Source organism: Nitrobacter sp. 62-23, assembly GCF_001897285.1.
Lineage (GTDB): Bacteria > Pseudomonadota > Alphaproteobacteria > Rhizobiales > Xanthobacteraceae > Nitrobacter.
In genome coordinates this window covers 25,829-51,850 of record NZ_MKSM01000129.1, presented here as the reverse complement: position 1 = coordinate 51,850, position 26,022 = coordinate 25,829, and the positions used below count along the sequence as shown (strand labels likewise).

Here is a 26,022-nt window from a genome sequence, read left to right as displayed (position 1 = left end):
GGGGGCAAACCAGGAATTCGAGCCAGAATCGCCCGGACGGCGCGAGCGTGCGGTTACTCCCGAACGCGGGACAACAGCGCAAGCCCGGCGACAAAAAACAGCACCAGCACCGCCATGCCGGCCTTCTGGCTCGCGGTGACGAAGGTGACGAAGCCGACCAGCAACGGGCCGACGAACGATGTCACCTTTCCGGTCAGCGCGAACAATCCGAAGAATTGCGCAATGCGATCCTTCGGCGCAAGCCGGATCAGCAGCGTCCGCGACGCCGCCTGCAACGGACCGCCGGCGCCGCCGATCAGGCAGCCGAGGATGAGATAGGCCTTCTCCGCGGGCGCGGCGAACAGCCCGCCGCCGGGCACGGGCGGCGCGACCTCCACGAACAGGATGGAATTCTTCTCGACCAGCAGGATCGCCACGATCGACAGCAACAGGACGGTCATGCTCGCGGCGATGACGAACTTCGGACCCAGGCGGTCGTCGAGCTTGCCGCCGATCCACGCGCCGAGCGCGCCGGCCACGGCGAGCAGAATGCCGAATGTTCCGATCTGGATGGTATGCCAGCCGAAGGTGCCGGCGGCATAGATGCCGCCGAAAGCGAACAGCGACACCAGCCCGTCGGTGTAGATCATGTTGGCGAGCAGGAAAGTCGCCAACGACTTGCGCTTCGGCAGTTCACCGAGCGTCCCGCGCAGTTCGCGCAACCCTTCACGCAACGCCATTCGCACCGGGCGCTTCGCCGGGAAGTCGGGCGCCAGCAGGAACATCGGCAGCACGAAGACGATGAACCAGATGCCGGTCAAGGGACCGGTGATGCGATCGCCCTGGTGGGTCACGGGATCGAGCCCGAACAGCGGCGACAGGCCGAACAGCGTCTTGCCGGTTGCGGGATCGGCGGCGAGGAAGCCAAGCACCAGGACAAGGCTGAGAATGCCGCCGACATAGCCGGTGGCCCATCCTGTTCCTGACAGACGCCCGATCTTATGGGGCGGCACCAGCGAGGGCATCATCGCGTTGTTGAATACGGTGGCGAATTCGACGCCGATGGTGGCGATGCTATATGCGATCAAGAGCGGCAGGATCACGCTGGGGTCGCCCGGCTTGCCGATCCACATCAGGCTGGAGCCGATCACCAGCAGCGCGCCGAACGCCGCGATCCAGGGCTTGCGCCGGCCGCTGGCATCGGCGATGGCGCCCAGCACCGGCGACGCGAATGCGATCACGATGCCGGCCGCGCCCGTGGCAAATCCCCACAGCGATTGTCCCTCTGCCGGCGTCGCCGCCACGAAGGTCGCGAAATAGGGCGCGAAAACGAAGGTCGTGATCAGCGTGAAGTAGGGCTGCGCCGCCCAATCGAACATGATCCAGCTCGCCACCGCGGCGCGCGACGCATAGCGCACCTCAAGATCACCGGCGTTGCCTGCGGGCATGGCTGTGGTCATCGTCATGATCGATATGTCCCACCGAGTCACAGGGCGGCTGATCGCGCGCCCAAATCCCTGTAGCATCCCTTCGATAACGAATGACAACCATCATGGCCGGACCAGATATGACACGCCGCCCATTGCCGTCCCGGCGCGTCTTTTCCGTGATCAGCTTTTCCCTGATCGCCGCATTGCTGGTTTTCCGGACGCCGGTGTCCGCGCAGGATGCGCGCGGTTCCGCGCCCGCTGCGATCCGTCCCGTGGACGCGAAACATGGCATGGTGGTGGCGCAGGAGAAGCGGGCCGCCGCAATCGGCGCGGAAATTCTGGCGCGTGGCGGCAATGCGGTCGATGCGGCGGTGGCAACCGGCTTCGCCATGGCGGTCACCTATCCCCGCGCAGGCAATCTCGGCGGCGGCGGCTTCATGGTGATTCACCTTGCGGACCGGGATCGCGACGTCGCCATCGACTATCGCGAGACCGCGCCGGGCGCGACCATGCGCGACATTTTCCTCGGCGCCGACGGCAAGCCGGATCCTGCCAAGTCACGCGATTCGGCGCTCGGCATCGGTGTGCCCGGCACCGTCGCCGGGCTCGCGCTGGCGCTCGGCCAATATGGTTCGGGCAAATTCACGCTCGCCGACCTGCTCAAGCCGGCGATCACGCTGGCGCGCGACGGATTCAGGATCAGCGACGACACCGCCGACACCTTGCCGCAATGGCACCGACGGCTCGCGCGCTGGGCTTCGTCCGTGAAAATTTTTTCGCGCCCGGACGGCAGTTCGCTGCGCGAAGGCGACCGTCTGGTTCAGACCGATCTGGCGGCGACGCTGACCGCGATCGCAGAGCGCGGACCGCGTGGCTTTTACGAAGGGCCGGTGGCGGAACGACTGGTGGCGGCGATCCGCGCCGCCGGCGGCATCATGACACTGGACGATCTCAAGTCGTATCGACCGCTCGTCCGCGAGCCGGTGCGCGGCAGCTATCGTGGCTATGACATCGTTTCGATGCCGCTGTCCTCGTCCGGCGGCACCGTACTGATCGAATCGCTGAACATCCTCGAGGGATTCCCGATGCGCGATCTGCATCAGGGGTCGGCGGATTCACTGCACCTTCTGATCGAGGCGATGAAGCGCGCTTACGCCGACCGCGCGCGCTATCTCGGCGATCCCGCCTTCGTGCACGCACCGATCGCAACGCTGCTCGCCAAGGACTACGCCGCCAAACAGCGCGCTTCGATCGACATGGTGCGCGCAACGCCCGCCGCCGCAGTTCCCTTGCCGCCACCGCACGAGGGCGACAACACCACTCATTTTTCCGTGACCGACGCCTTCGGCAATGCCGTCAGCAACACCTATACGCTGAACTTCAGCTACGGCGTCGGGCTGGTGGCGGAAGGGACCGGCGTTCTGCTCAACAACGAGCTCGACGATTTCACCGCAGCGCCCGGCGCGTCGAATGCGTTCGGGCTGGTCGGTTTCGAGGCCAACCTGCCCGGCCCCGGCAAGCGGCCGTTGTCCTCGATGACGCCGACCATCGTGCTGAAGGACGGCAAACCGGTGCTGGTGACGGGCTCGCCCGGCGGCAGCCGCATCGTTTCCACGGTGCTGCAGATCATCATCAACGTGCTCGATTACGGGACGAACGTTGCCGACGCCGTGGCCGCGCCGCGGCTGCACCACCAATGGCTGCCCGACGAGGTTCGCGCCGAGCACGGATTTCCTGAAAACGTCATCGCGGAATTGCGGGCGCGGGGCCATACCGTGGTCATGCCGATGGGACAGACGTCAGCCAACTCCATCGCCGTCTCACCGGATGGCTTCCACGGGGCAGCCGATCCGCGAACGCGCGGGTCGGAGGCGGCGGGGTATTGAGGCGGCAGACCTTAATCCGTCAAAACACAGCCGAGCTCCATAATATTACCCGGATAATATTGACGCGTAAATTATATCCGGGTAATAATGATCGGCGTAACCCATAACGGATGTTGCCGATGATCCCCGACCAGACCCCCTCTTTCACCGCGTTCGAGGGCCAGCGGCGCATCGCCTCCGGGCCGCTCGCCGATGTCGCGCTCGCGGTCAAGCACGCGGAGACGCGCGCGATGGCTCCGATCGCGATCTACAGCGACGCGACCGGGCGGCCGGTCGACCTCGATTTGCGGGGGTCCGACAACGAGATCACCGCCCGCCTGCAGCGAACCTCGCCGGTGGAAGCGACCGGACCACGCGGTCGCGGCCGGCCGAAACTCGGCGTGGTCGCGCGCGAGGTGACACTGCTGCCGCGGCACTGGGAATGGCTGAACGCCCAGCCCGGTGGCGCGTCTGTCGCCTTGCGCAGGCTGGTCGACGAGGCGCGCCGCGCCAATGGCGAGCGGGATCGCAACCGCGCGGCGCGCGACGCGGCCTATCACTTCATGTCCGCGATGGCGGGCAACCTTGCGAACTTCGAGGAAGCCGCGCGTGCGCTATTCGCAGACGACCGACGGCGGCTGGCTGGCCTGATCGCTCCCTGGCCGGACGACATCCGCGATCACATCATCAAGCTGGTGGAGCGGATTTGACATTGGCTGCGACCTGCGGTCTCGCAATGCCAAGTCAAATTCAAAGCTCCACCGGAAATCTATATAGCTGGTGGTGATGTCGTGGTTCCAACCTTCGCAAAAGCGCCCTGCTGAAACGGGATGCGAATGTTAGAACCACCGGACCACTCGATTATGTCTTGACGCATTTTTTTACGCAAAGCGGCATCCACTCCGCTTGAAATCGCTATAGCCATCGGCGGTGCCGTCAGAATTCCTGCAAGGATCCGATCATGACCATCGCGCGGCCGCTATGGCAGGCGTATCTCGCCTTCCTGATGCCGATGATGCTGAGCAACATCCTGCAGGCGTTGTTCGGTACCATCAACGGCATCTATCTCGGCCAAATGATCGGCGTCGATGCGCTCGCCGCCGCCTCGATCTTCTTTCCGGTGATGTTCTTCTTCATCTCGTTCATCATCGGCCTCGGCGCGGGCTCGTCGGTGCTGATCGGCCAGGCCTGGGGCGCGGGCGCGACAGGCAAGGCGAAGGCAATCGCCGGGGCCACGCTAACGCTGACCTTGCTCGGCGGCGGCGTGATCGCGATAGGCGGCGGCGTGTTCGCGCGCGATCTGATGATTGCACTGGCGACGCCGCCCAACATTCTCGACGCCGCGACCGACTACGCCCGCATCATGATGGTCGCGATGCCGGCAACGTTCACCTTCCTGCTCGCCACGGCGATGATGCGCGGCGTCGGCGACACTGTCACGCCGTTGTGGGGGCTTGCGATCTCGACCGTGATCGGACTCGTTGTCACCCCGGCGCTGATCCGGGGCTGGCTCGGACTGCCGCAGCTCGGCGTCGCCAGCGCCGCGGTCGCATCAGCGATCTCGTCGGTCGTGACGCTGTTGTGGCTCGGGCTGCACATGCTGCGGATGGATCATCCGCTGGCGCCAGATGCGGTGTTTTTCCGCGCCATGCGGCTGGACCGCGACCTGCTCGGCAAGGTGCTGCGCATCGGCGTTCCCACCGCGGTCCAGCTCGTGGTGATGTCGCTCGCGGAAATCGTCCTGCTCGGCATCGTCAACGGATTCGGCTCAAGCGCCACCGCAGCCTATGGCGCCGTCAACCAGGTGCTGAGCTACGTCCAATTCCCGGCGATCTCGATCGCCATCACCGCGTCGATCTTCGCGGCGCAGGCGATCGGCGCAGGCCAGACCGCGCGGATCGGATCGATCGTGCGCACCGGAATGTGGCTCAACCTGCTTTTGACCGGCGGCCTCGTCGCACTCGGCTACCTGCTGTCGCGGACCATCATCGGGTTCTTCATCACCAGTCCCGAGGTGCTCGACCTGGCGCAGACGCTGCTGTTCATCGTGCTATGGAGCACGGTCCCGTTCGGCATGGCCACCGTGTACTCGGCCACCATGCGCGCGAGCGGCACGGTGCTGGTGCCGACGCTGCTGTCGATTCTCGCCATCGTGGCCGTGGAGGTGCCGGTCGCGGTCGTGCTCAGCCGCCGGATCGGGGTCGAAGGCGTCTGGATCGCCTATCCGGCCGCGTTCTGCGCCATGATGGCGCTGCAGATGGCCTTCTACCTGTTGGTCTGGCGCAAGCGCGAGATCAAGCGTCTGATCTGAGGGAACAGCAGCACGGGCGCGGGTCAACAAATCGGTTATGACACATATGGAGTAAATCGATGCGCATTCTCGTGGTCGGAGCCGGCGCTACCGGCGGCTATTTCGGCGGCAGATTGCTCCAGGCGAATCGGGATGTGACCTTTCTGGTGCGTCCCAAACGCGCCACTGAGCTCGCAAGCACCGGTCTCGTCATCAAGAGCCCGCATGGCGACGTGACGCTGAAAAATCCTCCGACCGTGCAGGCCGACAGTTTGCGCGAGACGTTCGACACCGTGCTGCTTACCTGCAAGGCGTTCGATCTCGATGACGCCATCGCCTCTTTCGCGCCCGCCGCCGGCTCTCATACGGCGATCATTCCGCTGCTCAACGGAATGCGGCACCTGGAGACGCTCGACGCCGAATTCGGTCACGATCGCGTGCTCGGCGGCCTGTGCTCGCTCGCGGTCACGCTCAACGCAAGACGCGAGGTCGTTCACCTCGCGCCGATGCAGATGCTTCGCTTCGGCGAGCGCGACGGCGGCATGAGCGACCGGGTCAAGGCCATCGCCGATGTCTTCGCCGACGCCGATTGCGGATCGCAGGCGTCCGACGACATCATCCAGGACATGTGGGAGAAGTGGGTGTTTCTGGCGACACTGGCGGGCGCCACCTGCGTGATGCGCGCATCCATCGGCCAGATCGTCACCGCACCCGGCGGCCGCGATTTCATCCTCGGCGCACGCGACGAGATTGCCGCGATCGCCAGGGCGGCCGGGCACGCACCGCGCGGGGAAATTCTGACCTCCGCCACCGGGATCCTGACTGCGGAAGGCTCGCCGCTCACCGCCTCGATGTTTCGCGACATCGAGGCGGGCGCGCGGATCGAGGCCGACCATATCATCGGCGATCTGATCACCCGCGCCGAGGCCGCCAAGCTGCCGGTGCCGAAACTACGCACGATCTATACGCATCTGAAGGCTTACGAGAGCCGGCGGGGATGATCGGCGCTGGAGCCTTTCCGCTTCTTGATTTGACGCGTTTTCTTCACGCGAACCGGTTCTCACTTTGCTCGAAAACGCTCTAATCGGCACGACGCTTCCCATCGCCGTCGTTCGTGCGAACACGGAGACGACCGCGAGAGCTGGATTATCCGGCATTCATGGAAGACGGGCGACAATCCTCAGAAATCCAGATCGACATAGGTGCGCGACGCCGGCACGCCCGCCAGCCACTCGCTCAGCAGCGGCCGGAACGAGGGCCGCGACTTGATCCGCGCATACCACGCCTTCGCTGCTTCGTCCTCGGCCCAGGGCACGTCGCCGAGATAGTCGATCGCGGATAAATGCGCCGCGGCTGCGAGATCGGCATAGGTCAACTTCTCGCCGGCCAAATAATTCCGCGTCCGCGCCAGCCAGCCGATATAGGCCAGATGATAGCGCACATTTGCCTTCGCCGCGCGGATGACGTCGGTCTCCGGCGGGCCGCCGCCGTTCTCCTCGCGCATGAAACGTTTGTAGATGCGCTCCGTCACCAGCGGGCCGGACGCCTCCTCGAAGAATTTCTCGTTGAACCACGCCATCAGGCGGCGCACCTCGATGCGCTCGGACGTCGACGGCGGCAGCAGCCGCCGCTCGCCGGCCCGTTCGCCATAGGTCTCGTCGAGATACTCCGCGATGATGGCGGCTCCGGGGACCGCCGGGACTCCTTCGGCGATCAGCACCGGCGTGGTGCCGGCCGGATTGAGCGCGAGAAATGCTTCGCGCCGTTCCCACACCCGTTCCTCCACCGGCCGCACATCAAGGCCATGCTCACCGAGAACGAGGCGAATGAAGCGCGATTGCGGACAGAACGGATGGTGAAACAGCGTGAACATGACGCCCTTGATAGATTTACGATGCTTAAAAAAGTATCTCTATGGCATTTTCGAGCAAAGCATGGCCTCGGGCTCGAATCGGGGGTGGATATCGGTTCGCGTGAAGACGCGTTAAATCAAAATCCTGGAGCCCGCTTCCATCAGAAACGAGAACGTCTCCCACCATTATGAGGCGCGGTTTTCCCGCAGGTTCCCTGCGAGCTGGACGATCGCGGTTGTCGAACCGGATGCGTTCCGGTAGGTTCCGCGCGCATCGATCCTTGCCCGATACCACGAAGCCCGCATGTCAGGCCGCATCAAACTCGTTCTCGCCTCCGGCTCGCCGCGGCGGCTCAGCCTGCTCAATCAGGCGGGTTTAGAGCCCGATGCGCTGCGTCCTGTCGACATCGACGAGACGCCGACGCGGGGCGAACTGCCGCGCGCCTGCGCCAACCGTCTCGCACGCGCCAAGGCCGAGGCGGCGCTGAGGGCGGTGCAGCTCGACGACGAACTGCGCGGTTCGTTCATTCTGGCCGCCGACACCGTGGTCGCGGTGGGCCGCCGCATCCTGCCCAAGGCCGATCTGGCCGATGAGGCCTCGCAGTGCCTGCGGCTGCTCTCGGGGCGCAATCATCGCGTCTACACCGCGGTCTGTCTCGTGACGCCGAAGGAAAACTTTCGCCAGCGTCTGATTGAGACCCGCGTACGTTTCAAGCGGCTGACGGAGGATGACATAAAGGCCTACACCGGCTCCGGCGAATGGCGCGGCAAGGCCGGCGGCTACGCGGTTCAGGGCATCGCCGGCTCGTTCGTGGTCAAGCTGGTTGGCTCCTACACCAATGTAGTCGGCCTGCCGCTTTACGAAACGGTCTCGCTGCTCGGCGGCGAGGGATTTCCGATCCGCTCCGGCTGGTTGAATGCCGGCTAAAAAAGCCAAAGCGCCCCCGAAGAAGCGCTGTCCGATCTGCGGCAAGCCCGCCGTCTCAGCGTCATTTCCGTTTTGTTCGGAGCGTTGCCGCGATGTCGACCTCAACAGATGGCTTTCAGGCGCCTACGCCATCCCTGGTGGCAGGACCGATGGCGAGAACGAGGAATAGGCCGCGCCTCCGTGTCGGCGACTCGCCGCCCGATCAAGGATTTGAGGCCGCCGTCGCGCGGGTTCGGTCTGCCGCGGGGATGGGTGGACAGCGCCATCTGGCCTGACTATAAACCGGCGCGTCCCGGCTCAAGCCGGGACGGCGCCCAGGTAGCTCAGTTGGTAGAGCATGCGACTGAAAATCGCAGTGTCGGTGGTTCGATCCCGCCCCTGGGCACCATAACTTCCTCCGCAGCCCTGCGCCACCGTCCGAACGATGTGGGTTTTCCCCGGTAAATCGGACACTTCTTCACCGCGACGACCCGTCATCATCCGCTGACATCTGCGCGATTTGTTGGTATGATTGCTGGTAGCTGGTTGGGCGCAAGCTGTCGGATGCAAAAGGCCTATTTCTTCTGATTCAGCCCGGAGGGTTCCAAGCTGTGGCGTCAGGCTTATCGGTTCGACGGCAAACAAAAGTTGCTTTCGTTGGGCTCCTATCCAGAGGTCTCGCTTGCGGCGGCCCGCGATACTCGCGCTGCAAACAAGTCGCTCTTGAGCAACGGTATTGATCCATCGATCCAGCGACGGCTCGCCCGGACTGCCGAGCGGACTGCCGAGCGAATACCTTCAGATTGGTCGCCGAGGAACTGCTCAAGAAATTTGAACTGGACGGCGACGATCCAAAAACGCTCGACAAGAAGCGATGGATGACCAAAGTCCGATGGTCTTGAACATCTGGCATTTGCCGGCGTCGCCCAGGACGATCGCGGCATCAAGAGCGCCGGACATCACGCCCGCCGCAATGTCTGCGAGCGGCAGTTCGACCAGTTCAATATCAATATCCGGATATTGTTTTCGGAAGCCGCTCACCGCCGCACGGAAAGCTCTCGCCGACAGCGACTTGTAGAACCCGACGACGACGTGCCCGAGCGTTCCCTCACGGCTGGCCTTCGCGTGCCGGGCCATCTGCTCCGTCTCATCGAGCACCCGACGCGCATCGACAACAAAATCTTCATCAAAAGCTCCGCTTTTGAATCTTGTTTTGACGCGTTTTCTTCACGCGAAGCGATAATCCGCTTAGCTTGAAAACGCTATGGCGGTGTCAGCCGCGCTCCGGCGGTGGAGCGTTCGAACAAGCGCACGCCGAGTTCTTCCTCGACCTCCTTGATGCGCTTGCTGACGATTGGCTGCCGGACATTGAACTCGTTCGCGGCCGCGCTGAAGCTGCCGTTGCGGGCTGCGGCAACGATATAACGAAGGTGGCGCAGGTCCATCCTTCGTCTCCTTGATGCGTGGCGATGGTTAGCCGGCTCTCACGGTCTTATGTACGCCACCTCCGATATTGGAGGCGGCACAAGCGAAGTCGGCGTAGTAGCCGACACCATCCCTAGAACTGGAACGTGGTCGACAGCAGGAATGTGCGTGGCTCGCTCAAATTCATGTACCAGGTGTTTGAAGTCGCCCAGTAGTTTCTGTTCAGAACGTTGCGGATGCTTGCCCGGACGATGATCGGCTTCCAGCCCGGCTGCCTGATCGTGTAGTGCGCGTTCAAATCGATCCGGTACCAGCCATCGACCTTCTGGGTATTCGGCGCATCCCGGTATGTGAAGGATTGCCACTGTCCTGTCGCACCCAACGTAAGGCCGTCGATGAACGGCGTATCCCAATCCACGCCGAGCGTGGCGCGATACCTTGGCAAGCCGGGAAGCCATTTACCGACGTTGGTTCCGTCAGGAGTTTCGACCAGAGTCGTATCGAGGAAAGTAAAACCGCCGAGGAAACGAACCGTCTCGGTCGCTTCGCCGAAGGCCGACAACTCGATCCCCTGATAGCGCGTCTTCCCGGTCTCGCCGAAGATGAAAGTGGCGGGATCCCGGGCGTAGCTGGGGCGCGTCGTGGTGAAAGCGGCGAGCGTCGCCGCAATGCGACCGAAATCGACCTTGGTGCCGACCTCGTATTGTGTCGTCTTGTAAGGCGCAAAGATTTCGCCGGCATTCCGCGCATCGCTCGGCGCGATCTCACCGGCCTCCAGCGCCTCCATGTAGTTGGCGTAGACTGAAACGTTGTCCAGCGGCTTGACAATCAGCGCGGCCGCCGGCGACAAGGCGTCCGCATTGTATTGAGAACCACCGCTATAATAAGCTGTTTGCTTCACCTTCTGGTGCCGGATGCCCAGCATCAACTGGACGCGCTCGTCCAGGATCGACATGGTGTCGGCGAGCGCGAAGCCGAGGTTCTCGTTGCGGCTTGACCGGGGCGCTTCCGCGGGCGGAGCAAACACGCCGAAATCAGGCCCGGGGATGAAGACAGGATTGTACAGATTTGAGTCTGGAAGAAGGACCGGCGGGTACCGGTATTCACTCCCGACCTCCATGGCTCCCCATCCCGCCGCCAGCGCCACGGCATGATTCACGGGACCGGTCTGCGCGCGCGCTCGCAACCCGGTCTCCGCAACACTGCTCTGCGTGTAATAAGTGAACGCGTTAGGACCATAGGGACTCGACAACGTGCCCGCAGCATCCTGAATCGTCATGGAATTCCACGCCCCCCTCTCTCCCGCAGTGCTGCGCCCGACCGCGGCATAGGCGGTCACGTTTTCGGTGATGTCCCACTCGGCGCGCGTCGTGGCATACTTGCTCTCGACTTTGCTGAACTCCCACGGCTGCGACCAGTTGATGTGGCTGTCCGGCGGTCGTGGAACCGGAATATTGCCGGCAACCGACAACGAAGTCCGAAGTCCCTTCACGTGCTGGTAGTGATAGCCGACGTCGGCGGACAACCGGAAGGTCTCTCCCCGATAGTCCAGGCCAAGGGTCGTCAGTCGCGTCTCGCGTGACTGATGGTCGATAGGCGTATCGCCATTTCGATAGACGCCGTTGAAACGGATGCCGAACTCCTTGTTGTCGCCGAAACGTTGACCTGCATCCAGGTGCCCGCCGAACTGGCTGTTCATGGCGTATTCCGGCGTGAAGGCGATCAGCGGCTCGTCGCCCGCGCGCTTCGGCACCAGGTTGACGGTGCCAAGGCTCGCGCCCTGGCTGGGCGGGATACCGTTGAGCAGAGCGCTCGCGCCCTTCAGCACCTCGACCCGCTCCAGCGACTCCACAGCTATGGCGCCGGTCCCTGTGCCCATGATGCCAAACAGGCCGCCAAAGGATGTACTCCCAGCGTTGGCTCCGATTCCCCGGATGAACCATTGATCGCGACTGAACCCGCCGCTCGATTCATATAATTTGGCCACAGACGGGTCGTTGTTGAGCACATCGCCGATGCTTTTGGCCTGCTGATCCTCGATCAGCTTGCGCGTGTAGACGGTTTGATTGAACGGCGTGTTCATCATGTCCCGGTTGCCGAGCATGCCGAGTTGGCCGCCGCGCGCAATTTGCCCGCCGGCATAGGCCGGAGGCAGCGACATCGTGGAGTTGGGATTCCCTGCTCCCTGCACATCGATGGTATCGAGCGAGATCGCGCCCGCGACATTTGCGCCGCCAGCTTGTGCGCCGGGTGTCCCGATCACAACCGTGGACGCTCCGGTGAACCGATAGGACAGGCCGGTCCCGGCCAACAGGCGATGGAGCGCAACGGCGGGCGTCATGGTGCCCGTCGCACCCGGAGATGTCAGGCCGCGCGCAGCCGCAGCATCGACGGAAACCTGCAAGCCTGTCTGCTGGCCAAAAACAGTGAGAGCGCTCGGGAGAGGCTGCGGTCGGATTGCGAATGTCCGTTGCTGCGCAGTCTGCGCTTGCGCGGGGGCCGGCACCATGACGGTTATCGCTCCAAGTGCGGTGCCCATCAGCAGCGCAGCGACAACCTTGCTCCCCAGAGCCATGTCCGTTCCGATGAAATCGGAACGGGGCTCTGGATTCTTGACTTGACGCGTTTTCTTCACGCGAACCGGATTCCACTTCGCTCGAAAACGCTTGAAACGCCCGCCTGCCGTCTGCCCCTTCAATTCCCCTTGCATCCCCAACCCCTTCAATCCTCAGCACAAGGGGCTGCGCGGTTGCGCAGCAATCAACCCTCGCTGAAGGAACGAAGCCGAGCAGGCGCTTTTCAGAGAAAAATCGACAGATTAGAGACGTTGTAAGAAACGACAGTTGCCGCCGTCATGACCCCGAGACGACGATCAGCCAGGGGCTGACCTGACGGACGTGCACGCCAAGCGCTTGCGCGACGGCATGGACGGCCTCGACGGGCTTTTTGAGATCGTAGACGCCCGTGACCCGCCTCTCGCCAAGCCCACCACCGGCGATGATGATCTTGCCGCGGTAGTGCCGCCCGATTTCGTCGAGGACGTCGGTGATAGCTTCGTCCTTGACGGCGAGCGTGCCCGAGCGCCAGCCGCCGGCCAACTCGGGCGCGTCGGTGCCGCGCCGGACCGCGCCGCCCCATTCGACCCGGACCCAATCGCCCGCAACCAAGGGCGTCGCAAGAGCTTGGCTCGCGACCGGCGATGTCACGGCGACACTGCCCTGATTGACGGCGACCGAGACGCCATCCGGCCGCAGCCGGACATCGAAGGCCGTGCCAAGGTCCACCGTATCGACCGAGCCGGTCTCGACATGGAACGGCCGGGCGCTGTCCTTCTCAACCTCGAAATAAGCCTGACCGGACAGGAGCCGGATGCGACGACGGCTCGCGTCATAGGCGACCTCGATCGCGCTGTCGGCACCGAGGAAGGCGATGCTGCCGTCCTGCAACCGGATCTGCCGAGTCTCGGCGACGCCCGTGCTGTAATCGGCACGGAGCCAGACATTGATTGCCGGCTGAAGGATCACGACGGCCAGGGCGGCGGCGAGGCCGGCAGTCGCCATGACGAGGTGGCAGGGCCGGACGCGTGATGGCGAATGCGTCCCGGCGGGCGACCGGCGAGCGGGCCGGGTTAACGACGGTGATGTCGATTGGATTGTCTGCCTGACCGGTCCCCGCGCGTCGCCGAGCACGCCCCAGAGATGCTGCGCCTCCTCCCACGCCCGCGCATTCTCCGGATCGCTCGCACGCCAGACTTCAAAACGCGACCGGAGGCTGGCATCATCAGATTCTTCCTGAAGTGCGATCAGCCAATGAAGCGCCTCCTGGCTCGGCTTGTTATGGTCGTCGTCCGGTTTAATCAGATATCTCCCAGAACAGGTCTTACGCCGAGCCGCTTGCGGGTCGAACCGCCCGATCGGCTAGTGTGGTGGTTCAGACGTTCGCTCCCAGCATCTCGGCGAGTCCGTCAAGCGAACTTCTGAACCCAAACCACACTAGAATCATAAAGTTGCCAGTGTCCCTTTGATTCCGAAGTTCGCATCAAAGGTTGCTGCGAGGGCATGCGAACTTCGGAATCGGGGCACTCGCTCAATTATAGAACGAACGGCATCGGCGGATTTTCAGAAAACGCGTCACGACTTCCGCGCCAGCCGCTTGCGGCAGTGCTCCAGCCCCTCATAGACGAGGGAGTGTGCGCGCGCGACCGAGATGCCAAGATGATCCGCGATATCCTTGAGCTTCAGCCCCTCGAAACGATGTAGTTCCAGCGCGGTGCGCGTCCGCTCCGGCAATTCTGCCATCGCTTCCATCACGATCTGCAACTCGTCGCGATTGATGATGGCATCTTCCTGCGACGGCCGATCTTCAGCGATCGCGTCACTCGCCACCGATGTCGCCAGCAGTTTGCCCTCGGACGCGAGTCGCCGCACCCAGTCGATCGCGAGGTTGCGCACGATCCGCCGGAGATAACCGAGCGGTTCATCCAGCGGTCTGTCCGGCGAGGATGACCGAAGGCGGAGGAAAGCCTCCTGAACGACATCCTCGCCACGCCCACGGTCGCCGACGATCGCCGTGGCATAATCGACGAGTTCGCCGCGGTGGATCAGATAAAGGCTCAAATGTTTATCGGCGTACCCCAACGCGTGCGACCTTCCGAGCGGGCGTTCCCGATCTGCGTTTTAGAACTAATCTAAATTTTACAATGACTTGGCATCGCTCCGTCTGCGTCTTCCCTTATTGGAAACGCGAGCGAACGGCAACGCTGCAGATAACGCGAGGGTCGTGAGCCGGGCTTTCCTGCCTCAAGCAGATGGCGCGGCGAGCAGTACGGTGGCGGGCGGCGCTGCGATACGCGGGGTCTCCGCGCCGCCCGCCATCGGTCAGATCCGATCCTGCTACGGCAGCGACCTGTCGCGGGAGTTCGCTAGGCGATCCGCTTCGAGCGCCATCTGTCCGAGTTTCGTCCAGACGCCGCGCGCGCGTTCGCCGTCCTTACTGTTGAGCTTTTCGGCGATCCAGAATAGCGCGCCATAGATGGTGGCGCGGTTGTCGCCGGTCAGGTCCTCAAGCCCGGCCTTGACGACGAGGCCGCCAAGTTCAATCAGGTGCCGCGTGCGCTTGCGGCGCTCGACCTGCCAGCTTCGCCGTGCGCGTGCTGCCTGATGGCGGTTGTATTCTGTGCGGTTGCGCCGGAGCGCCGCCGCTCACCACCGGCAAGAGCCGGCATCGCCGCGAGGCAATCATTCCGCTCTACAGTGCACTGCGCGGCGTGCTCGACCGCATTCCGAAGCGCGCCACCACGATCCTGACCAGTAGTAAGCGACGGCCGTGGACCGCGGATGGCTTCGGCAGCTCATTCAACAAGGCGAAGATCGACGCCGGCATGTCCGAGCAGGATCTGCACTTCAATGACCTGCGCGGCACGGCGGCCACCAAGTTCTACATCGCCGGCCACAGCATGCGCGAGATCGCGGAGACGCTCGCGTGGGAAAGAGGAATCTGTCGAGAAAATCATCCGCCGCTATGTCGGCCGGGCTGCTGCCATCAAGGCGCGGATCAAGAAGCTGGAGGCCAAAGAATGAACAAACCTGCAAAACCGATGACAAAACTGCCATGTTAAATTCGGCTAAGCCTTGGAGCGGGCGAAGGGAATCGAACCCTCGTATGCAGCTTGGGAAGCTGCCGTTCTACCATTGAACTACGCCCGCCTTTTTCGTTTCTCGTCCTCTGATGTAGCTGAGACCGGGCGATCCGCCAAGACGGTTAGTCCGGACTGCGAACCATGGCTGCGGAGAGACAGCGGTAATATTCTGATGTCATCACAAGCGGGTCTCCGGCGGCCATTGGGCCGTACCGCCGAGGGCGCTGATGACCGCCAGCGGGACCAGCAGGAGCACCGCCAGCGAGACCAGCAGAGAATCTATCGGGACCATGTCGGAATCCGTCAGGTATGCGATCGCGACCGCAATCCAGCAGACGCCGATGCCCCATAACGAGACTGACAGCGAATTCGGAAGTCTGGTCATAAGCGCCCTTTCTCGGGCGCAGCGGGGAAGGAAACAGCTCCTACCGACGCGCAAGCGCCCGGTAGGAGTCATTAGCCTCGCGGCGGTTGTCGGGGGACCCCATCCCCATCGATTTCGGTCATGCTAGCCGGATCGGCGAGCTGGTCAAGCCCGCACGCGTCAATCTCACACCCGGAAATGCTTCGACAGCTTAAGGCCCTGGGCCTGATAGTTGGAGCCGATGCGCTGGCCGTACATCGCGTCAGGCCGCGTCAGCATCTTTTCGTAGACGAGACGCCCGACGATCTGGCCATGCTCTAGAATGAACGGCACCTCGCGCGAGCGCACCTCCAGCACCGCGCGCGAACCCTGTCCGCCCGCGCCGGCATAGCCGAAGCCGGGATCGAAAAAGCCGGCATAGTGTACGCGGAACTCGCCGACCAGCGGATCGAACGGCACCATCTCCGCGGCATAATCGGGCGGCACCTGCACGGCTTCTTTTGATGCGAGAATGTAGAACTCGCCAGGATCGAGGATCAGACTGCGATCCGGCCGCGCCGCGATCGGCTCCCAGAATTCGCCGACCGCATAGCGGCCGCGGCGATCGATATCGATCACGCCGGTATGACGCTTGGCGCGATAGCCGACGAAGCCGTGGGCATGCTCGCCGGAGAGATCGACGCTGAGCGCCACGCCGCTGGCAAAATCGGGATCGTCGACATCGACCAGCCGCTCCCGCGCATGCAGCGCGTCGAGTTCGTCGGCATCGAGAACAGCGTCGCCGGTGCGGAAACGAACCTGTGACAGCCGTGAACCCTCGCGCAACAGCACAGGAAACGTCTTGGGGCTGATCTCGGCATAGAGTGGGCCGTGATAGCCGGCGCCGATCATGTCGAAGCTCCGGGTGCCATCGGCGATCACGCGCGTGAACACGTCGAGCCGTCCGGTCGAGCTTTTCGGATTGGCCGAGGCGACGATTTCGGGCGGCAGCGCCAGGCTTTCCAGCAGCGGCACGATGTAGACGCAGTTGGTCTCCAGCACCGCGCCGTCGGAGAGATCGATTTCGTGCAGCTTCAATTCGTCGATGCGTTCAGCGACGGTCGCGCCCGGTCCCGGCAGAAAACTGGCGCGCACCCGATAGGCGACGGCCCCGAGCCGCAGGTCGAGACTGGCCGGCTGGATCTGGCTCTCGACGAAGGGATACTCGGGAAGGATCAGGCCGGCGTCCGCCATCGCCGCGATCATGCGGTCGGGCAGGATGCCGTTGGCGTCGGGCGGAAGCGTGAATGGCACGATGGCGTCCTGGCGGCGTGGGCGATGTTGGCCCGAAAGGAGCTTCAATCGGTTATCCGACGGCCGCAACGCGAATGTCAATTGATTGGCTTGACGGACAGGACGTGCCCGACTAGGCATGAGGCGTTCCGTGGTGATTTGAGCCGGCCGGCTTGCAGCCACGTTAAATAAGTCGCTAAACAGGCCGGGGACAATGTGATCCCGGCCTGTGGATTTTTTCCAGGCCGGTTTTTTGTGGCCGTTTCCAAGCGGCCGCGCAGGAGGTCACATGTCGCAGTCTTCACCCACCGCCCGATATCGCCCGGAGACCCGGCTGGTTCATTCCGGAACATTGCGCTCGCAGTTTGCCGAGACGTCCGAGGCGCTGTTTCTGACGCAGGGCTATGTCTACGATACCGCCGAGCAGTGCGAGGCGCGGTTCAAGGGCGACGACCCCGGCTTCATCTACTCGCGCTACTCCAATCCGACCGTCGCCATGTTCGAGCAGCGCATGGCCGAGCTTGAAGGCGCGGAGGCCGCGCGCGCCACCGCCACGGGCATGGCGGCGGTGACGACCGCGATGCTCGCCCCGCTGAAGGCAGGCGACCACGTCGTCGCGGCCAAAGCCCTGTTCGGCTCCTGCCGCTACGTGGTCGAGGACCTGCTGCCGCGCTACGGCATCGAGTCGACGCTGGTCGACGGCCTCGATCTCGATCAGTGGCGCAAGGCGATGCGGCCGAACACCAAAAGCTGCTTCATCGAAAGCCCCACCAACCCGACGCTCGACGTGCTCGACATCGGCGGTATTGCTGACATCGCGCATCAGGCCGGCGCGCGGCTGATCGTCGACAACGTATTCGCAACGCCCATCTGGCAAAGCCCGCTGGCGCTCGGCGCCGACGTCGTGGTGTATTCGGCGACCAAGCACATCGACGGCCAGGGACGAACGCTTGGCGGCGTCATTCTGGCATCTAACGCGTTCGTGCAGGATCACCTGCAAACCTTCATCCGCCAGACCGGGCCGTCGATCTCGCCGTTCAACGCCTGGGTTCTGCTGAAAGGGTTGGAGACGCTCGGCGTCCGCGTGCGCCAGCAGACCGAGAGTGCGGCGGCGATCGCGGATGCGCTGGCGCCGCACCCGAAAGTGTCCCGCCTCATCTATCCCGGACGGCCCGACCATCCGCAAGCGGCGCTGGTGAAGAAGCAGATGCGCGCCGGATCGACGCTGATCGGCTTCGAGGTCAAGGGCGGCAAGGCGGGCGCCTTCCGCTGCCTCAACGCGCTGAAGCTCGCGCGCATCTCGAACAACCTCGGCGACGCCAAGAGCCTCGTGACCCACCCGGCGACCACGACCCACCAGCGGCTCGCGCCGGAGGTCCGCGCCAGCCTCGGCATCGGCGAAGGCTTCATCCGCTATTCGGTTGGCCTCGAACACAAGGACGACCTGATCGAGGATCTCATCGCCGCGCTGGAGCAGGTGTGAACCCGCACTTCGCAACCATCGTCATCGTGAGGTCATCGGTTCGGCAACGACCACTTTCGTTTTGCTCGTCATGCCCGGCACTCGGGTCCGGCTTCGCCGGCCCGAGCACCGGCCCATTGTGCCACGCATCCACGTCTTGTGGGATTCGGTCGGAAAAGGCGTGAATGGCCGGGACGAACCGGGCCAAACCCTCAGAACGTGCGGTGCAATCTCACAACGGCCGATTGACCGCAGTGGCCGCCGGCAGCCTGACGCCCGCCTGCATCTGGTCCACCGACCTGATGATGTCGTCGCCGAGCAACTGGGCGAAACAGGCATAGCCCCAGTCGTTCATGTGCAAGCCGTCCTTGGTGACGAAGGCGTCGAACGGTAGCGACTGCCGGTCGTGCCAGTCGCGCATGACCTCGAAACGCGGGAAAATTCCGACGTGCCTGACGTGCGCGACCTTGCTCAGCAGACTGACCATCCTGCCGGCATTCTCGCCCCTCGCATTGACGGCGGGGGCGTATTGCGGATCGACCAGAACCAGATCGGCGCCGGAGGCCTGAATGGTCGCGACGCCGTCTTCGACGGTTTTCACCGTGCTCGCGGGATCGAGATTGCGCAGCACCGCGTTGGTGCCGACCTGCCAGATCACCATGTCCGGCTTGGCATCGATCACCTCCGATCGCAGCCTCTTCATCATCTCGGGGGCGTCCTCGCCGCCCTTGCCGCGATTGATCACGGTGATGGCGGCCGCTGGATACTTGCGATGCAGCTGAGCCGCCAGCCGGTTCGGATAGGTGAATTCGGGCGACGTCGCGCCGTACCCTTGCGTCGACGACGAGCCAAAGGCGACGATGACAATCGGCTTGTTGGCGGCAAGCTTGGCCGCGACGTGCGGCAGCGAGCCCATCGATTGCGAGATTCCCTTGGGCGGCAGGCAGGGGACGCGGTTGAAGATGTCGCGGACGCGGGCGGCAACCGCCTTTGTCTTGTCGATCGGGGTTTCGGTCAGGTTCTGCGTCGGCGCGCCGGGGACTGCTGCCGCAGTGCCGGTCGAGGGTGGTGCGGACAGGCCGGAGCTGCCCATCGGCAGCACGGCCGCATTAGCCGGCGCAGTTTGCGCGGTGACGCCCGAGGTCGCTGCACCCGTCAACATCAACACCATCGCCAGCACAGCCGGGCCGGCAATTCTGGAGAAACGACCCGTCATCGGCGCCGTGTCCCGAGTTCGGCAGGATTGACATGGGCGGTATCGATGACGAATGCCGACAAGGCGCGGCCAAGGCAATCGTGGACGCGTTTGGCCAGACCAACCCCCCGCACCGCGCTGAAAAGATCGAATTCGCCGGTCTCATTCCATCGATTCATGATCGCAAACCGGTCGAACAAAGGAACGTCGTGCTGCTGCGCCACCACCCGCATGTTGTCGATGTAGGAAGTCGGTGAAACCATGGTTTCGGTGCGCGGGCTGTACTGCATGTTCATCAGCACGACGTCGGCACCTGCATTTTGCAATGCAGTAACGCCCTGGTCGAGGGCATCGTGAAAGCTGTCGACGTCGACGGACCGGATGGCATCGACAGTGCCGGTCTGCCATACCACCAGCGTCGGCTTTTTCGCCTGCGCGAGCTTGCCGAGGCCGGGAGCGACATCCGCGGCGGTTTTCCGGGGTGCCAGTTCCATGGAAACGGATACGGCGATTCCCGGCAATTTCTCGCGAAGCATGGCCTGCAACCGTGCCGGATAGGCCTCACCCTCCGCCCCCGCGATGGTCGAGGAACGGCTCCCCACGACCAGGATAGCGAGCGGGCCCCCGGCCTTGATCGCCGCGGAGACACGGGGCAACGGGCTGTCGCTGGTCAGCAGATAGGCTGGAACGTCACAGCTTTGGGGCGGGTCGTCGGCGCGCGCGAGGGCGCTGGCCGACAAACCGGCCATCACGAACAAGACCGACATCCAGCCGGCCCTCATGCTCCTCCTCCTGCGAGATCCGCGTCGCCGTCGGCGGATTTAGCGCGGCCTCCGCCCTTGCCGGCGATCTTTTTGTACCACGAAAATACCCAGGCGGCTGCGGACATGATGAGGATTCCGCAAACACTGATAACGAAATGAAGCCCGGCGCCACCGGACGCCTCGGCCAGGATGAACTGTCCGGCAAAGGCCAGGAAGATGCCGATGCAGAAAATCTCCAGCGAGTGCTGGCCGCACAGGATCAGCGGCCGCAGCCACGGCGACGTCAGCCCCGGCCAGTTCCTGGGCAGGAAACGGACGGTCAGCGCCGCCAGCGCCAGAAAATGGACGAAGCGCAGCATGTCGAGATTGGTCTTGTCGATCGGATACATCCACTGTTCGGCGACGCGCGGCATGAAATGGTTGAGCTGCGGCACATGCCAGGTCAGCGTCGTGTAAAAGGCGAACAGCAGATAGGCGACGCAGATCCACAGCGTGACCCGAGACGACAGGATCCGCGACATCCGCTTCGCGCCTCCGAGCGCGCACCACGCGCCGAACAGAAACAGCAGTTGCCAGGCGAATGGATTGAAGAACCAGACCCCGTTGGGATAGGCCGGCAGCGCAAGATCGAATTGCCTGGTGAGGATATAAAGACCCACCGACAGTCCCAGCCCGAGGTCCGCCTTGCGCCGCATCAGCCACAGCATCGGCGGGAAAAAAAGCATCAGCGCGATATAGAGCGGCAGCACGTCCATGTTGACGGGCCGGAATTTCAGAAGCATCGCCTGGACGATGGTGACGTCGGGGTGCTTGAGGAAATCGAGGATGCCCATTTCCTCGGCGTAAAGCGGATTGTCGAAACTGCTCGCGACGTAGGAGATTTCCGCCAGAAAGATCGTGAACAGAAAGATGTGCGCCACGTAAATCTGCCAGACGCGCTTGAGAATGCGCGCGGCGGCGACGACGAATCCCCGCTGCAGCATGACGCGTCCGTAGACGAAGGCCGCCGTATAGCCCGAGATGAAGATGAAAATCTCGGTGGCGTCGCTGAAGCCGTAATTGCGAATGGTGAGCCAGGTCAGAAGGTTCTGCGGCAGATGGTCGATGAAGATCAGCCACAGCGCCAGCCCGCGGAACAGATCAAGCCGCAGCTCGCGTTCGAGATGCGCGGCCGGAATCGCAACGCCTGCCGCGCGCGTAACGCCATCGGCCGCCACCTTGGCGCGGGCTGCGACAACCTGATCGGCAACCGACGGCATGCGCTCTGCTTCGAGACGTCTCGATCGCCCCCGACCGAGACTGATTTACGGGACCACAGCTTCACGCTAACGGTGACAAAAAAGCAATATTGCGGCCGGACTTCTGGCCCGGAACTGCATGGTTTCACAACTAAGTGGGGGCTGGTTCCTGCGCCTGTTTTCGCTATGATTGCCTCTGTCGACTAGTGGCTTTCCGCTTCCGGTGGAATCAGGAGCGGGTGCTATGTTTTTGGTTTGATGCGTTTTCTTCACGCGAACCGGTAGCCAATTCGCGCGAAGACGCTATGAAGACGCTACAGAGAGCTTCAGATGTACCGCGCCGTTACCCGCCAGATCGAAGTCACCGTGGAGCCGAACTTCATGCCCGAGCGGTCGTCCGCCGAGCGCGGCCATTTTTTCTGGTCCTATACGGTGGTCATCACCAATGCGGGGCAGGATACCGTCCAGCTGCGCACGCGGCACTGGGTCATCACCGATGCCTCCGGGCGTAAGCAGGAAGTCCGCGGCGAGGGCGTGGTCGGCGAGCAGCCGGTGCTCGCGCCCGGCGAGCGCTTCGAATACACCAGCGGCGTTCCGCTGCCGACCGCCAACGGCTTCATGAGCGGCCGCTATCAGATGATCTCGATCCGGAGCGGCGAGCCATTCGAAATCGATGTCCCGACCTTCTCGCTCGACAGCCCCGACAGCAAGCGCGTACTGAATTAGAGCGTTTTCGAGCGAAGTGGGGACCGGGTCGCGTGAAGAAAACGCGTCCAATCAAAATCATAGAGCCCGCTTCTGATTCCACCAAAAGGCTCTGAACCGGCGGCACCTATTCCACGCCGGCTTCCTCCGGCGTGAATTCGTACACCGAGCTGCAGAACTCACAGGTCACCGCGACCTTGCCGTCCTGCACCATCCCGGAGCGGTCCTGCGGCGCAAAACTCTTCAGCATCGCCGCCACCGCGTCGCGCGAGCAGGAACATTGTGCGTGCAGGGCCTGCGATGGAAATACCCGAACCCCGCGCTCATGGAACAGCCGGTACAGCAGGCGTTCGCCCGATAGATCGGGATCGATCAGTTCGAGATCCTCGACGGTTGCGATCAGCGACTGGCCCTCGACCCAGGCATCGTCCTCCGCAACCGTATGCACCGCGCTGCCCTCCGGCGCGTCGCCGGGATCGAGATCGGCCTGACGCGCGCGCTCCGGCGCCTTGGGCAGGAATTGCAGCAGCATGCCGCCGCCACGCCAGCCGCGCTTCGGACCATTGCCGTCCCGGCGCCACTCCTCGCCGACCGCGAGGCGGACCCGCGTCGGAATCTGTTCGGAGCGCAGGAAATATTCATGCGCGGCATCTTCGAGGCTGCCGCCTTCCAGCGCCACCAGCCCCTGATAGCGGCTCATGTCCGGCCCCTGATCGATGGTCATGGCGAGATGGCCGCGTCCGAGCAGCGCACCGGAATCCTGCGCATCGTCGATCCGCGTCCTGTCGAAACGGGCATAGGCCCGCAGCCGCGCCGGCGCGCGAAAGTCGACGATCAGGAACGACACCGGTCCGTCGGTCTGGGTCTGCAGGATGAAGCGACCCTCGAACTTGAGCGAGGAGCCGAGCAGCGTCGTCAGCACGATCGCCTCGCCGAGCAGCTTGGCGACCGGAGCGGGATAGTCATGCCTGACCAGCAGTTCGTCGAGCGCGGGTCCGAGCCGGGTCAGCCGTCCGCGCAGATCGAGCGCGCTGACCTCGAACGGAATCACGGCATCGTCGACCGGAACAGCCGAAGGCGCGCGCACCGGGGTTTCAGGTGAAATGGCGGAGTCGGACGATTGTGAGGTCATGCCGCTTTATCTGGGGTCGGGGGCGCGGGATCGAAACCCCTCGAAAGCCGGATTCGGCCGGCTTCCTCTCGTTTCGCTCCAGCAATGAACACTCCAGGATCCGCGTACAGGGCCTTTCTCACACCCTTTTTATCTCGACAGACACTTTCGGTCCATTTTTGATGGTCTGATAGACGACGCAATAGCGCTCGGTCAGCTTGAGCAGGAGATCGAGCTTGTCCTGCGGCGCATCGGTCTCGACATCGAACCGCAGGCGGATCGATTCGAAGCCGACCGGCGTTTCCTTGTCGACGCCGAGCGTGCCGCGAAAATCGAGATCGCCCTCGGCGCTGACATGACCGGATGTCAGAGGCACCTCGATCGCGGTCGCAACCGACTTCAGCGTGACGCCGGCGCAGGCGACCAGCGCCTCCAGCAGCATGTCGCCGGAGCACAATTCGAGGCCGGAGCCGCCGGTGGCCGGATGAAGCCCCGCGACCGCAAGCGCGCGTCCGGTCTCCACCTTGCAGGCGATGCCTTCGTTGTCGATCGACCCCCGCGCCTTCAGCGTGATCAGCGCTGATTTCGGATCGCTCTTGTAGCGTTCCTTGATCGGGGCTTGCGTGGCGCGAAGCTCGGCGGCATCCATCAACGTCTCCTTTTCTTCTTTCTGAAATCGTTTGGCGAACGTAATCGCGGCGCGCCGGGTTCACCACCACAACGCATCACCGGCCTCGGCTGCGGCGGCCGGATCGGGCGCGGCCTGGTCGAGCGAGCGGTCAAGCGCTGTCAGGATGCGCCGCTTGGTGGTCTCGAACAACTCCGAATTGCGGTCGCGCGGCCGCGTCAGGCTGATGTCGACGCCCTCAAACAGCCGCCCCGGCCGCGGTCGCATCACCAGTATCCGGTCCGCCAGCACCACGGCCTCGTCGACATCGTGGGTCACGAGCACCAGGGTCGGGCGCGTCTCCGACCACAGATCGAGCAGGTGATCCTGCAGATCGCGACGCGTGAAGGCGTCGAGGGCGGAGAACGGCTCATCGAGCAGGAGCACTTCGGGCCGCACCACCAGAGCGCGCGCGATCGCGACGCGCTGCGCCTGGCCGCCCGACAATTCGCGCGGCCAGGCTTTCGCCTTGTCGGACAGGCCGACCTTGGCCAGCGCGGCGGCAACGCGGTCGCGACGTTCGGGCGCGGAGAGGTCGGACAGGCCGAAGCCGATATTGTCGGCGACGCTCAGCCACGGCAGCAGCCGTGGCTCCTGGAAGATGATGCCGACTTTTGGATGCGGCGCGGTAAGGGCTTCGCCGTCGAGGGTGATGGCGCCGTAGCTGGCGCGGTCGAGGCCGGCGATGGCGCGCAGCAGCGTCGATTTTCCGCAACCGGAGCCGCCGATCACGGCGACGATCTCGCCGAGCCTGATCTCGATCGAAAACCGTTCAAGCGCGTTGACGCCGTTGGGATAGGTCTTGCCGACACGGTCGAGCACCAGCATCAGAACGCCCCGCGGCTCGGCGCGAACGCATCCTGCCAGCGCAGGAACGGCATCGCCGCGATCTCGATCAGCCAGTCGGTGGTCTTGCCGAGGATCGCGAAGATCACGATGGCGGCGAGGATCTGCGCCGGCTTGCCGAGCTGCTGGCCGTCGATCAGGAGATAGCCGAGCCCTTCGGACGCGCCCATGAATTCCGCCGCCACCACAAACATCCAGCCGAGACCGAGGCCGACCCGCAATGAGACCACATAGGCCGGCAGCACCGCGGGCAGCAGAATGCGCCGGATCATCGCCGGCCCACTGAGACGAAAGGTGCGGCCGACCTCGACGATCTTGCGATCGACGGACAGGATCGCGCCCATCACGCCGAGATAGATCGGGAAAAACACGCCGACGGCGATCAGCGCGACCTTGGACAGCTCGAAAATGCCGAGCCACAGGATGAACAGCGGCACCCAGGCGATCGAGGGAATCGCACGCAGCGCCTGGACGGTCGGATCGAGTAACCGCCGCGCCAGCTCCCAATAGCCCGAGATCGCGCCGAGCACGGTGCCGGCCGCGACGCCGAGCGCGAACCCGGCGCCGACGCGCTCAAGCGTTATCGCCATGTGGCGGACCAACTCGCCGCTGCGGGCGAGTTCGTTGATCGTTGACATCACCGTCGACGGCGGCGGCACCAGCCGTCCGTTGGACCAGCCGGCAGCCACCGCCCACTCCCAGGCGGCTGCCACGGTGAGCGGCAGCAGCAGGCCGAGCGCCGGACGCGTCCAGCGTCGCCACCGCGCCGCAGACTGCGGCGCAAGCGACTGTATGCTCTCGACAGGGGTGTCCAACGTCATCGTCATTGCCAAACCCTGTCCGGCCGCCGATTGCAAGACAGAAAAACGGCGAGGTCCGGCGGTCCGGTTCTCGCCATTCGGGACGAGCCGACTGACTAGAGCCTGTCCGCTTCCGATGGAGTCAGAAGCGGAGCTCTATGGTTTTGATTCGACGCGTTTTCTTTGCGCGAACCGGCAGCCATTTCGCTTGA

General features: G+C 63.8%; 26 protein-coding genes, 2 tRNA genes, 2 pseudogenes and 2 riboswitches. Of the genes and pseudogenes, 11 read left to right on the top strand and 19 right to left on the bottom strand.

Going from position 1 to position 26,022, the window contains the following annotated elements; genetic code table 11:
• Positions 1-53: 53 nt before the first annotated feature.
• Complete coding sequence (locus BGO16_RS15450; protein ID WP_292619851.1) at positions 54-1,439, bottom strand: MFS transporter; 1,386 nt, start codon at positions 1,437-1,439, stop codon at positions 54-56.
• 107 nt (positions 1,440-1,546) lie between these two features.
• On the opposite strand from BGO16_RS15450, the gene ggt reads away from it, so the two are divergent.
• From ggt to panE, 4 genes are all read left to right on the top strand, one after another.
• The gene (gene ggt / locus BGO16_RS15445) at positions 1,547-3,295 is read left to right on the top strand and encodes a gamma-glutamyltransferase (RefSeq protein ID WP_292619829.1); all 1,749 of its coding nucleotides are present in this window, start codon (positions 1,547-1,549) and stop codon (positions 3,293-3,295) included.
• A gap of 119 nt (positions 3,296-3,414) precedes the next feature.
• Positions 3,415-3,984 carry a DUF2239 family protein gene (locus tag BGO16_RS15440; RefSeq protein WP_292619828.1) on the top strand — a complete coding sequence of 190 codons (570 nt, stop codon included), beginning with the start codon at positions 3,415-3,417 and terminating at the stop codon, positions 3,982-3,984.
• Positions 3,985-4,235: 251 nt separating this feature from the next.
• Positions 4,236-5,585, top strand: coding sequence for an MATE family efflux transporter (locus BGO16_RS15435; protein ID WP_292619827.1), 1,350 nt, complete (start codon positions 4,236-4,238; stop codon positions 5,583-5,585).
• A 59-nt stretch (positions 5,586-5,644) separates the two neighbouring features.
• The gene (gene panE / locus BGO16_RS15430) at positions 5,645-6,565 is read left to right on the top strand and encodes a 2-dehydropantoate 2-reductase (protein WP_292619826.1); all 921 of its coding nucleotides are present in this window, start codon (positions 5,645-5,647) and stop codon (positions 6,563-6,565) included.
• A gap of 179 nt (positions 6,566-6,744) precedes the next feature.
• On the opposite strand, the gene BGO16_RS15425 is transcribed toward panE, so the two are convergent.
• Positions 6,745-7,437, bottom strand: a complete 693-nt coding sequence (locus tag BGO16_RS15425) for a glutathione S-transferase family protein (RefSeq protein ID WP_292619824.1) — start codon at positions 7,435-7,437, stop codon at positions 6,745-6,747.
• A gap of 283 nt (positions 7,438-7,720) precedes the next feature.
• Here BGO16_RS15425 and BGO16_RS15420 point away from each other — a divergent pair, with 283 nt between their 5' ends.
• From BGO16_RS15420 to BGO16_RS18190, 4 genes are all read left to right on the top strand, one after another.
• Positions 7,721-8,344: a Maf-like protein gene (locus BGO16_RS15420; protein WP_292619822.1), complete on the top strand. Its 624-nt coding sequence runs from the start codon at positions 7,721-7,723 to the stop codon at positions 8,342-8,344.
• Positions 8,334-8,513 (top strand): DNA gyrase inhibitor YacG, encoded by a 180-nt coding sequence (gene yacG, locus BGO16_RS15415; protein ID WP_292619820.1) that lies wholly within the window; start codon positions 8,334-8,336, stop codon positions 8,511-8,513. Before BGO16_RS15420 ends, yacG begins: the two co-directional genes overlap by 11 nt.
• A 143-nt stretch (positions 8,514-8,656) precedes the next feature.
• A tRNA-Phe gene (locus BGO16_RS15410) sits at positions 8,657-8,732 on the top strand.
• A gap of 239 nt (positions 8,733-8,971) precedes the next feature.
• On the top strand, positions 8,972-9,205 hold the full coding sequence (locus BGO16_RS18190; RefSeq protein ID WP_363092220.1) for an Arm DNA-binding domain-containing protein: 234 nt from the start codon (positions 8,972-8,974) through the stop codon (positions 9,203-9,205).
• Here the strand turns inward: BGO16_RS18190 and BGO16_RS15405 are convergent.
• From BGO16_RS15405 to BGO16_RS15380, 7 genes and pseudogenes are all read right to left on the bottom strand, one after another.
• The gene (locus BGO16_RS15405; protein WP_292619818.1) at positions 9,146-9,481 is read right to left on the bottom strand and encodes a LysR substrate-binding domain-containing protein; all 336 of its coding nucleotides are present in this window, start codon (positions 9,479-9,481) and stop codon (positions 9,146-9,148) included. The two genes, BGO16_RS18190 and BGO16_RS15405, sit on opposite strands and share 60 nt — an antisense overlap.
• A 104-nt stretch (positions 9,482-9,585) precedes the next feature.
• Complete coding sequence (locus BGO16_RS15400) at positions 9,586-9,768, bottom strand: LysR family transcriptional regulator (protein WP_292619816.1); 183 nt, start codon at positions 9,766-9,768, stop codon at positions 9,586-9,588.
• A gap of 113 nt (positions 9,769-9,881) precedes the next feature.
• Positions 9,882-12,323, bottom strand: coding sequence for a TonB-dependent receptor (locus tag BGO16_RS15395; RefSeq protein ID WP_292619814.1), 2,442 nt, complete (start codon positions 12,321-12,323; stop codon positions 9,882-9,884).
• Between the two features lie 277 nt (positions 12,324-12,600).
• Positions 12,601-13,308: a FecR domain-containing protein gene (locus tag BGO16_RS15390; protein ID WP_292619812.1), complete on the bottom strand. Its 708-nt coding sequence runs from the start codon at positions 13,306-13,308 to the stop codon at positions 12,601-12,603.
• A gap of 147 nt (positions 13,309-13,455) precedes the next feature.
• Positions 13,456-13,605, bottom strand: a pseudogene (locus tag BGO16_RS18185) (DUF4880 domain-containing protein); the annotation flags it as partial.
• Positions 13,606-13,878: 273 nt separating this feature from the next.
• Entirely contained in the window at positions 13,879-14,364 is a 486-nt protein-coding gene (locus tag BGO16_RS15385) for a sigma-70 family RNA polymerase sigma factor (protein WP_292619810.1), read from the bottom strand.
• A gap of 276 nt (positions 14,365-14,640) precedes the next feature.
• Positions 14,641-14,868: pseudogene (locus tag BGO16_RS15380) on the bottom strand (conjugal transfer protein TraD); the annotation flags it as partial.
• Between the two features lie 146 nt (positions 14,869-15,014).
• Between BGO16_RS15380 and BGO16_RS15375 the strand changes: the two are divergent.
• Positions 15,015-15,365, top strand: a complete 351-nt coding sequence (locus BGO16_RS15375; protein WP_292619808.1) for a tyrosine-type recombinase/integrase — start codon at positions 15,015-15,017, stop codon at positions 15,363-15,365.
• A gap of 14 nt (positions 15,366-15,379) precedes the next feature.
• On the opposite strand, the gene BGO16_RS15370 is transcribed toward BGO16_RS15375, so the two are convergent.
• The 3 genes from BGO16_RS15370 to BGO16_RS15360 form a co-directional block, all read right to left on the bottom strand.
• Positions 15,380-15,453 (bottom strand) — tRNA-Gly (locus BGO16_RS15370).
• Positions 15,454-15,564: 111 nt separating this feature from the next.
• Positions 15,565-15,771 (bottom strand): hypothetical protein, encoded by a 207-nt coding sequence (locus BGO16_RS15365; RefSeq protein WP_292619806.1) that lies wholly within the window; start codon positions 15,769-15,771, stop codon positions 15,565-15,567.
• A 55-nt stretch (positions 15,772-15,826) separates the two neighbouring features.
• Positions 15,827-15,887, bottom strand: a riboswitch (Fluoride riboswitch).
• 49 nt (positions 15,888-15,936) lie between these two features.
• Complete coding sequence (locus BGO16_RS15360) at positions 15,937-17,043, bottom strand: 2'-deoxycytidine 5'-triphosphate deaminase (RefSeq protein WP_292619850.1); 1,107 nt, start codon at positions 17,041-17,043, stop codon at positions 15,937-15,939.
• 120 nt (positions 17,044-17,163) lie between these two features.
• A riboswitch (SAM riboswitch) is annotated at positions 17,164-17,243 on the top strand.
• A 68-nt stretch (positions 17,244-17,311) separates the two neighbouring features.
• Here BGO16_RS15360 and BGO16_RS15355 point away from each other — a divergent pair.
• Positions 17,312-18,505: an O-succinylhomoserine sulfhydrylase gene (locus BGO16_RS15355; RefSeq protein ID WP_292619804.1), complete on the top strand. Its 1,194-nt coding sequence runs from the start codon at positions 17,312-17,314 to the stop codon at positions 18,503-18,505.
• Positions 18,506-18,716: 211 nt separating this feature from the next.
• Here the strand turns inward: BGO16_RS15355 and BGO16_RS15350 are convergent, their stop codons facing one another.
• From BGO16_RS15350 to BGO16_RS15340, 3 genes are read right to left on the bottom strand one after another with little or no spacing between them, the layout of a single operon-like run.
• Entirely contained in the window at positions 18,717-19,700 is a 984-nt protein-coding gene (locus BGO16_RS15350; RefSeq protein WP_292619802.1) for an SGNH/GDSL hydrolase family protein, read from the bottom strand.
• Positions 19,697-20,461: a GDSL-type esterase/lipase family protein gene (locus tag BGO16_RS15345; RefSeq protein ID WP_292619800.1), complete on the bottom strand. Its 765-nt coding sequence runs from the start codon at positions 20,459-20,461 to the stop codon at positions 19,697-19,699. Before BGO16_RS15345 ends, BGO16_RS15350 begins: the two co-directional genes overlap by 4 nt.
• Positions 20,458-21,702: an OpgC domain-containing protein gene (locus BGO16_RS15340; RefSeq protein WP_292619798.1), complete on the bottom strand. Its 1,245-nt coding sequence runs from the start codon at positions 21,700-21,702 to the stop codon at positions 20,458-20,460. Before BGO16_RS15340 ends, BGO16_RS15345 begins: the two co-directional genes overlap by 4 nt.
• Positions 21,703-22,011: 309 nt before the next feature.
• Between BGO16_RS15340 and apaG the strand changes: the two genes are divergently transcribed.
• Positions 22,012-22,407, top strand: coding sequence for a Co2+/Mg2+ efflux protein ApaG (gene apaG / locus BGO16_RS15335; protein ID WP_292619796.1), 396 nt, complete (start codon positions 22,012-22,014; stop codon positions 22,405-22,407).
• A 106-nt stretch (positions 22,408-22,513) separates the two neighbouring features.
• On the opposite strand, the gene BGO16_RS15330 is transcribed toward apaG, so the two are convergent.
• The 4 genes from BGO16_RS15330 to BGO16_RS15315 form a co-directional block, all read right to left on the bottom strand.
• Positions 22,514-23,518: an Hsp33 family molecular chaperone gene (locus tag BGO16_RS15330; protein WP_292619794.1), complete on the bottom strand. Its 1,005-nt coding sequence runs from the start codon at positions 23,516-23,518 to the stop codon at positions 22,514-22,516.
• Between the two features lie 118 nt (positions 23,519-23,636).
• On the bottom strand, positions 23,637-24,146 hold the full coding sequence (locus BGO16_RS15325) for an OsmC family protein (protein WP_292619792.1): 510 nt from the start codon (positions 24,144-24,146) through the stop codon (positions 23,637-23,639).
• A gap of 60 nt (positions 24,147-24,206) precedes the next feature.
• Complete coding sequence (locus BGO16_RS15320; RefSeq protein WP_292619790.1) at positions 24,207-24,992, bottom strand: ABC transporter ATP-binding protein; 786 nt, start codon at positions 24,990-24,992, stop codon at positions 24,207-24,209.
• Positions 24,992-25,837, bottom strand: a complete 846-nt coding sequence (locus tag BGO16_RS15315) for an ABC transporter permease (RefSeq protein ID WP_292619788.1) — start codon at positions 25,835-25,837, stop codon at positions 24,992-24,994. The genes BGO16_RS15320 and BGO16_RS15315 overlap by 1 nt, the downstream gene beginning before the upstream one ends.
• Between the last annotated feature and the right edge of the window lie 185 nt (positions 25,838-26,022).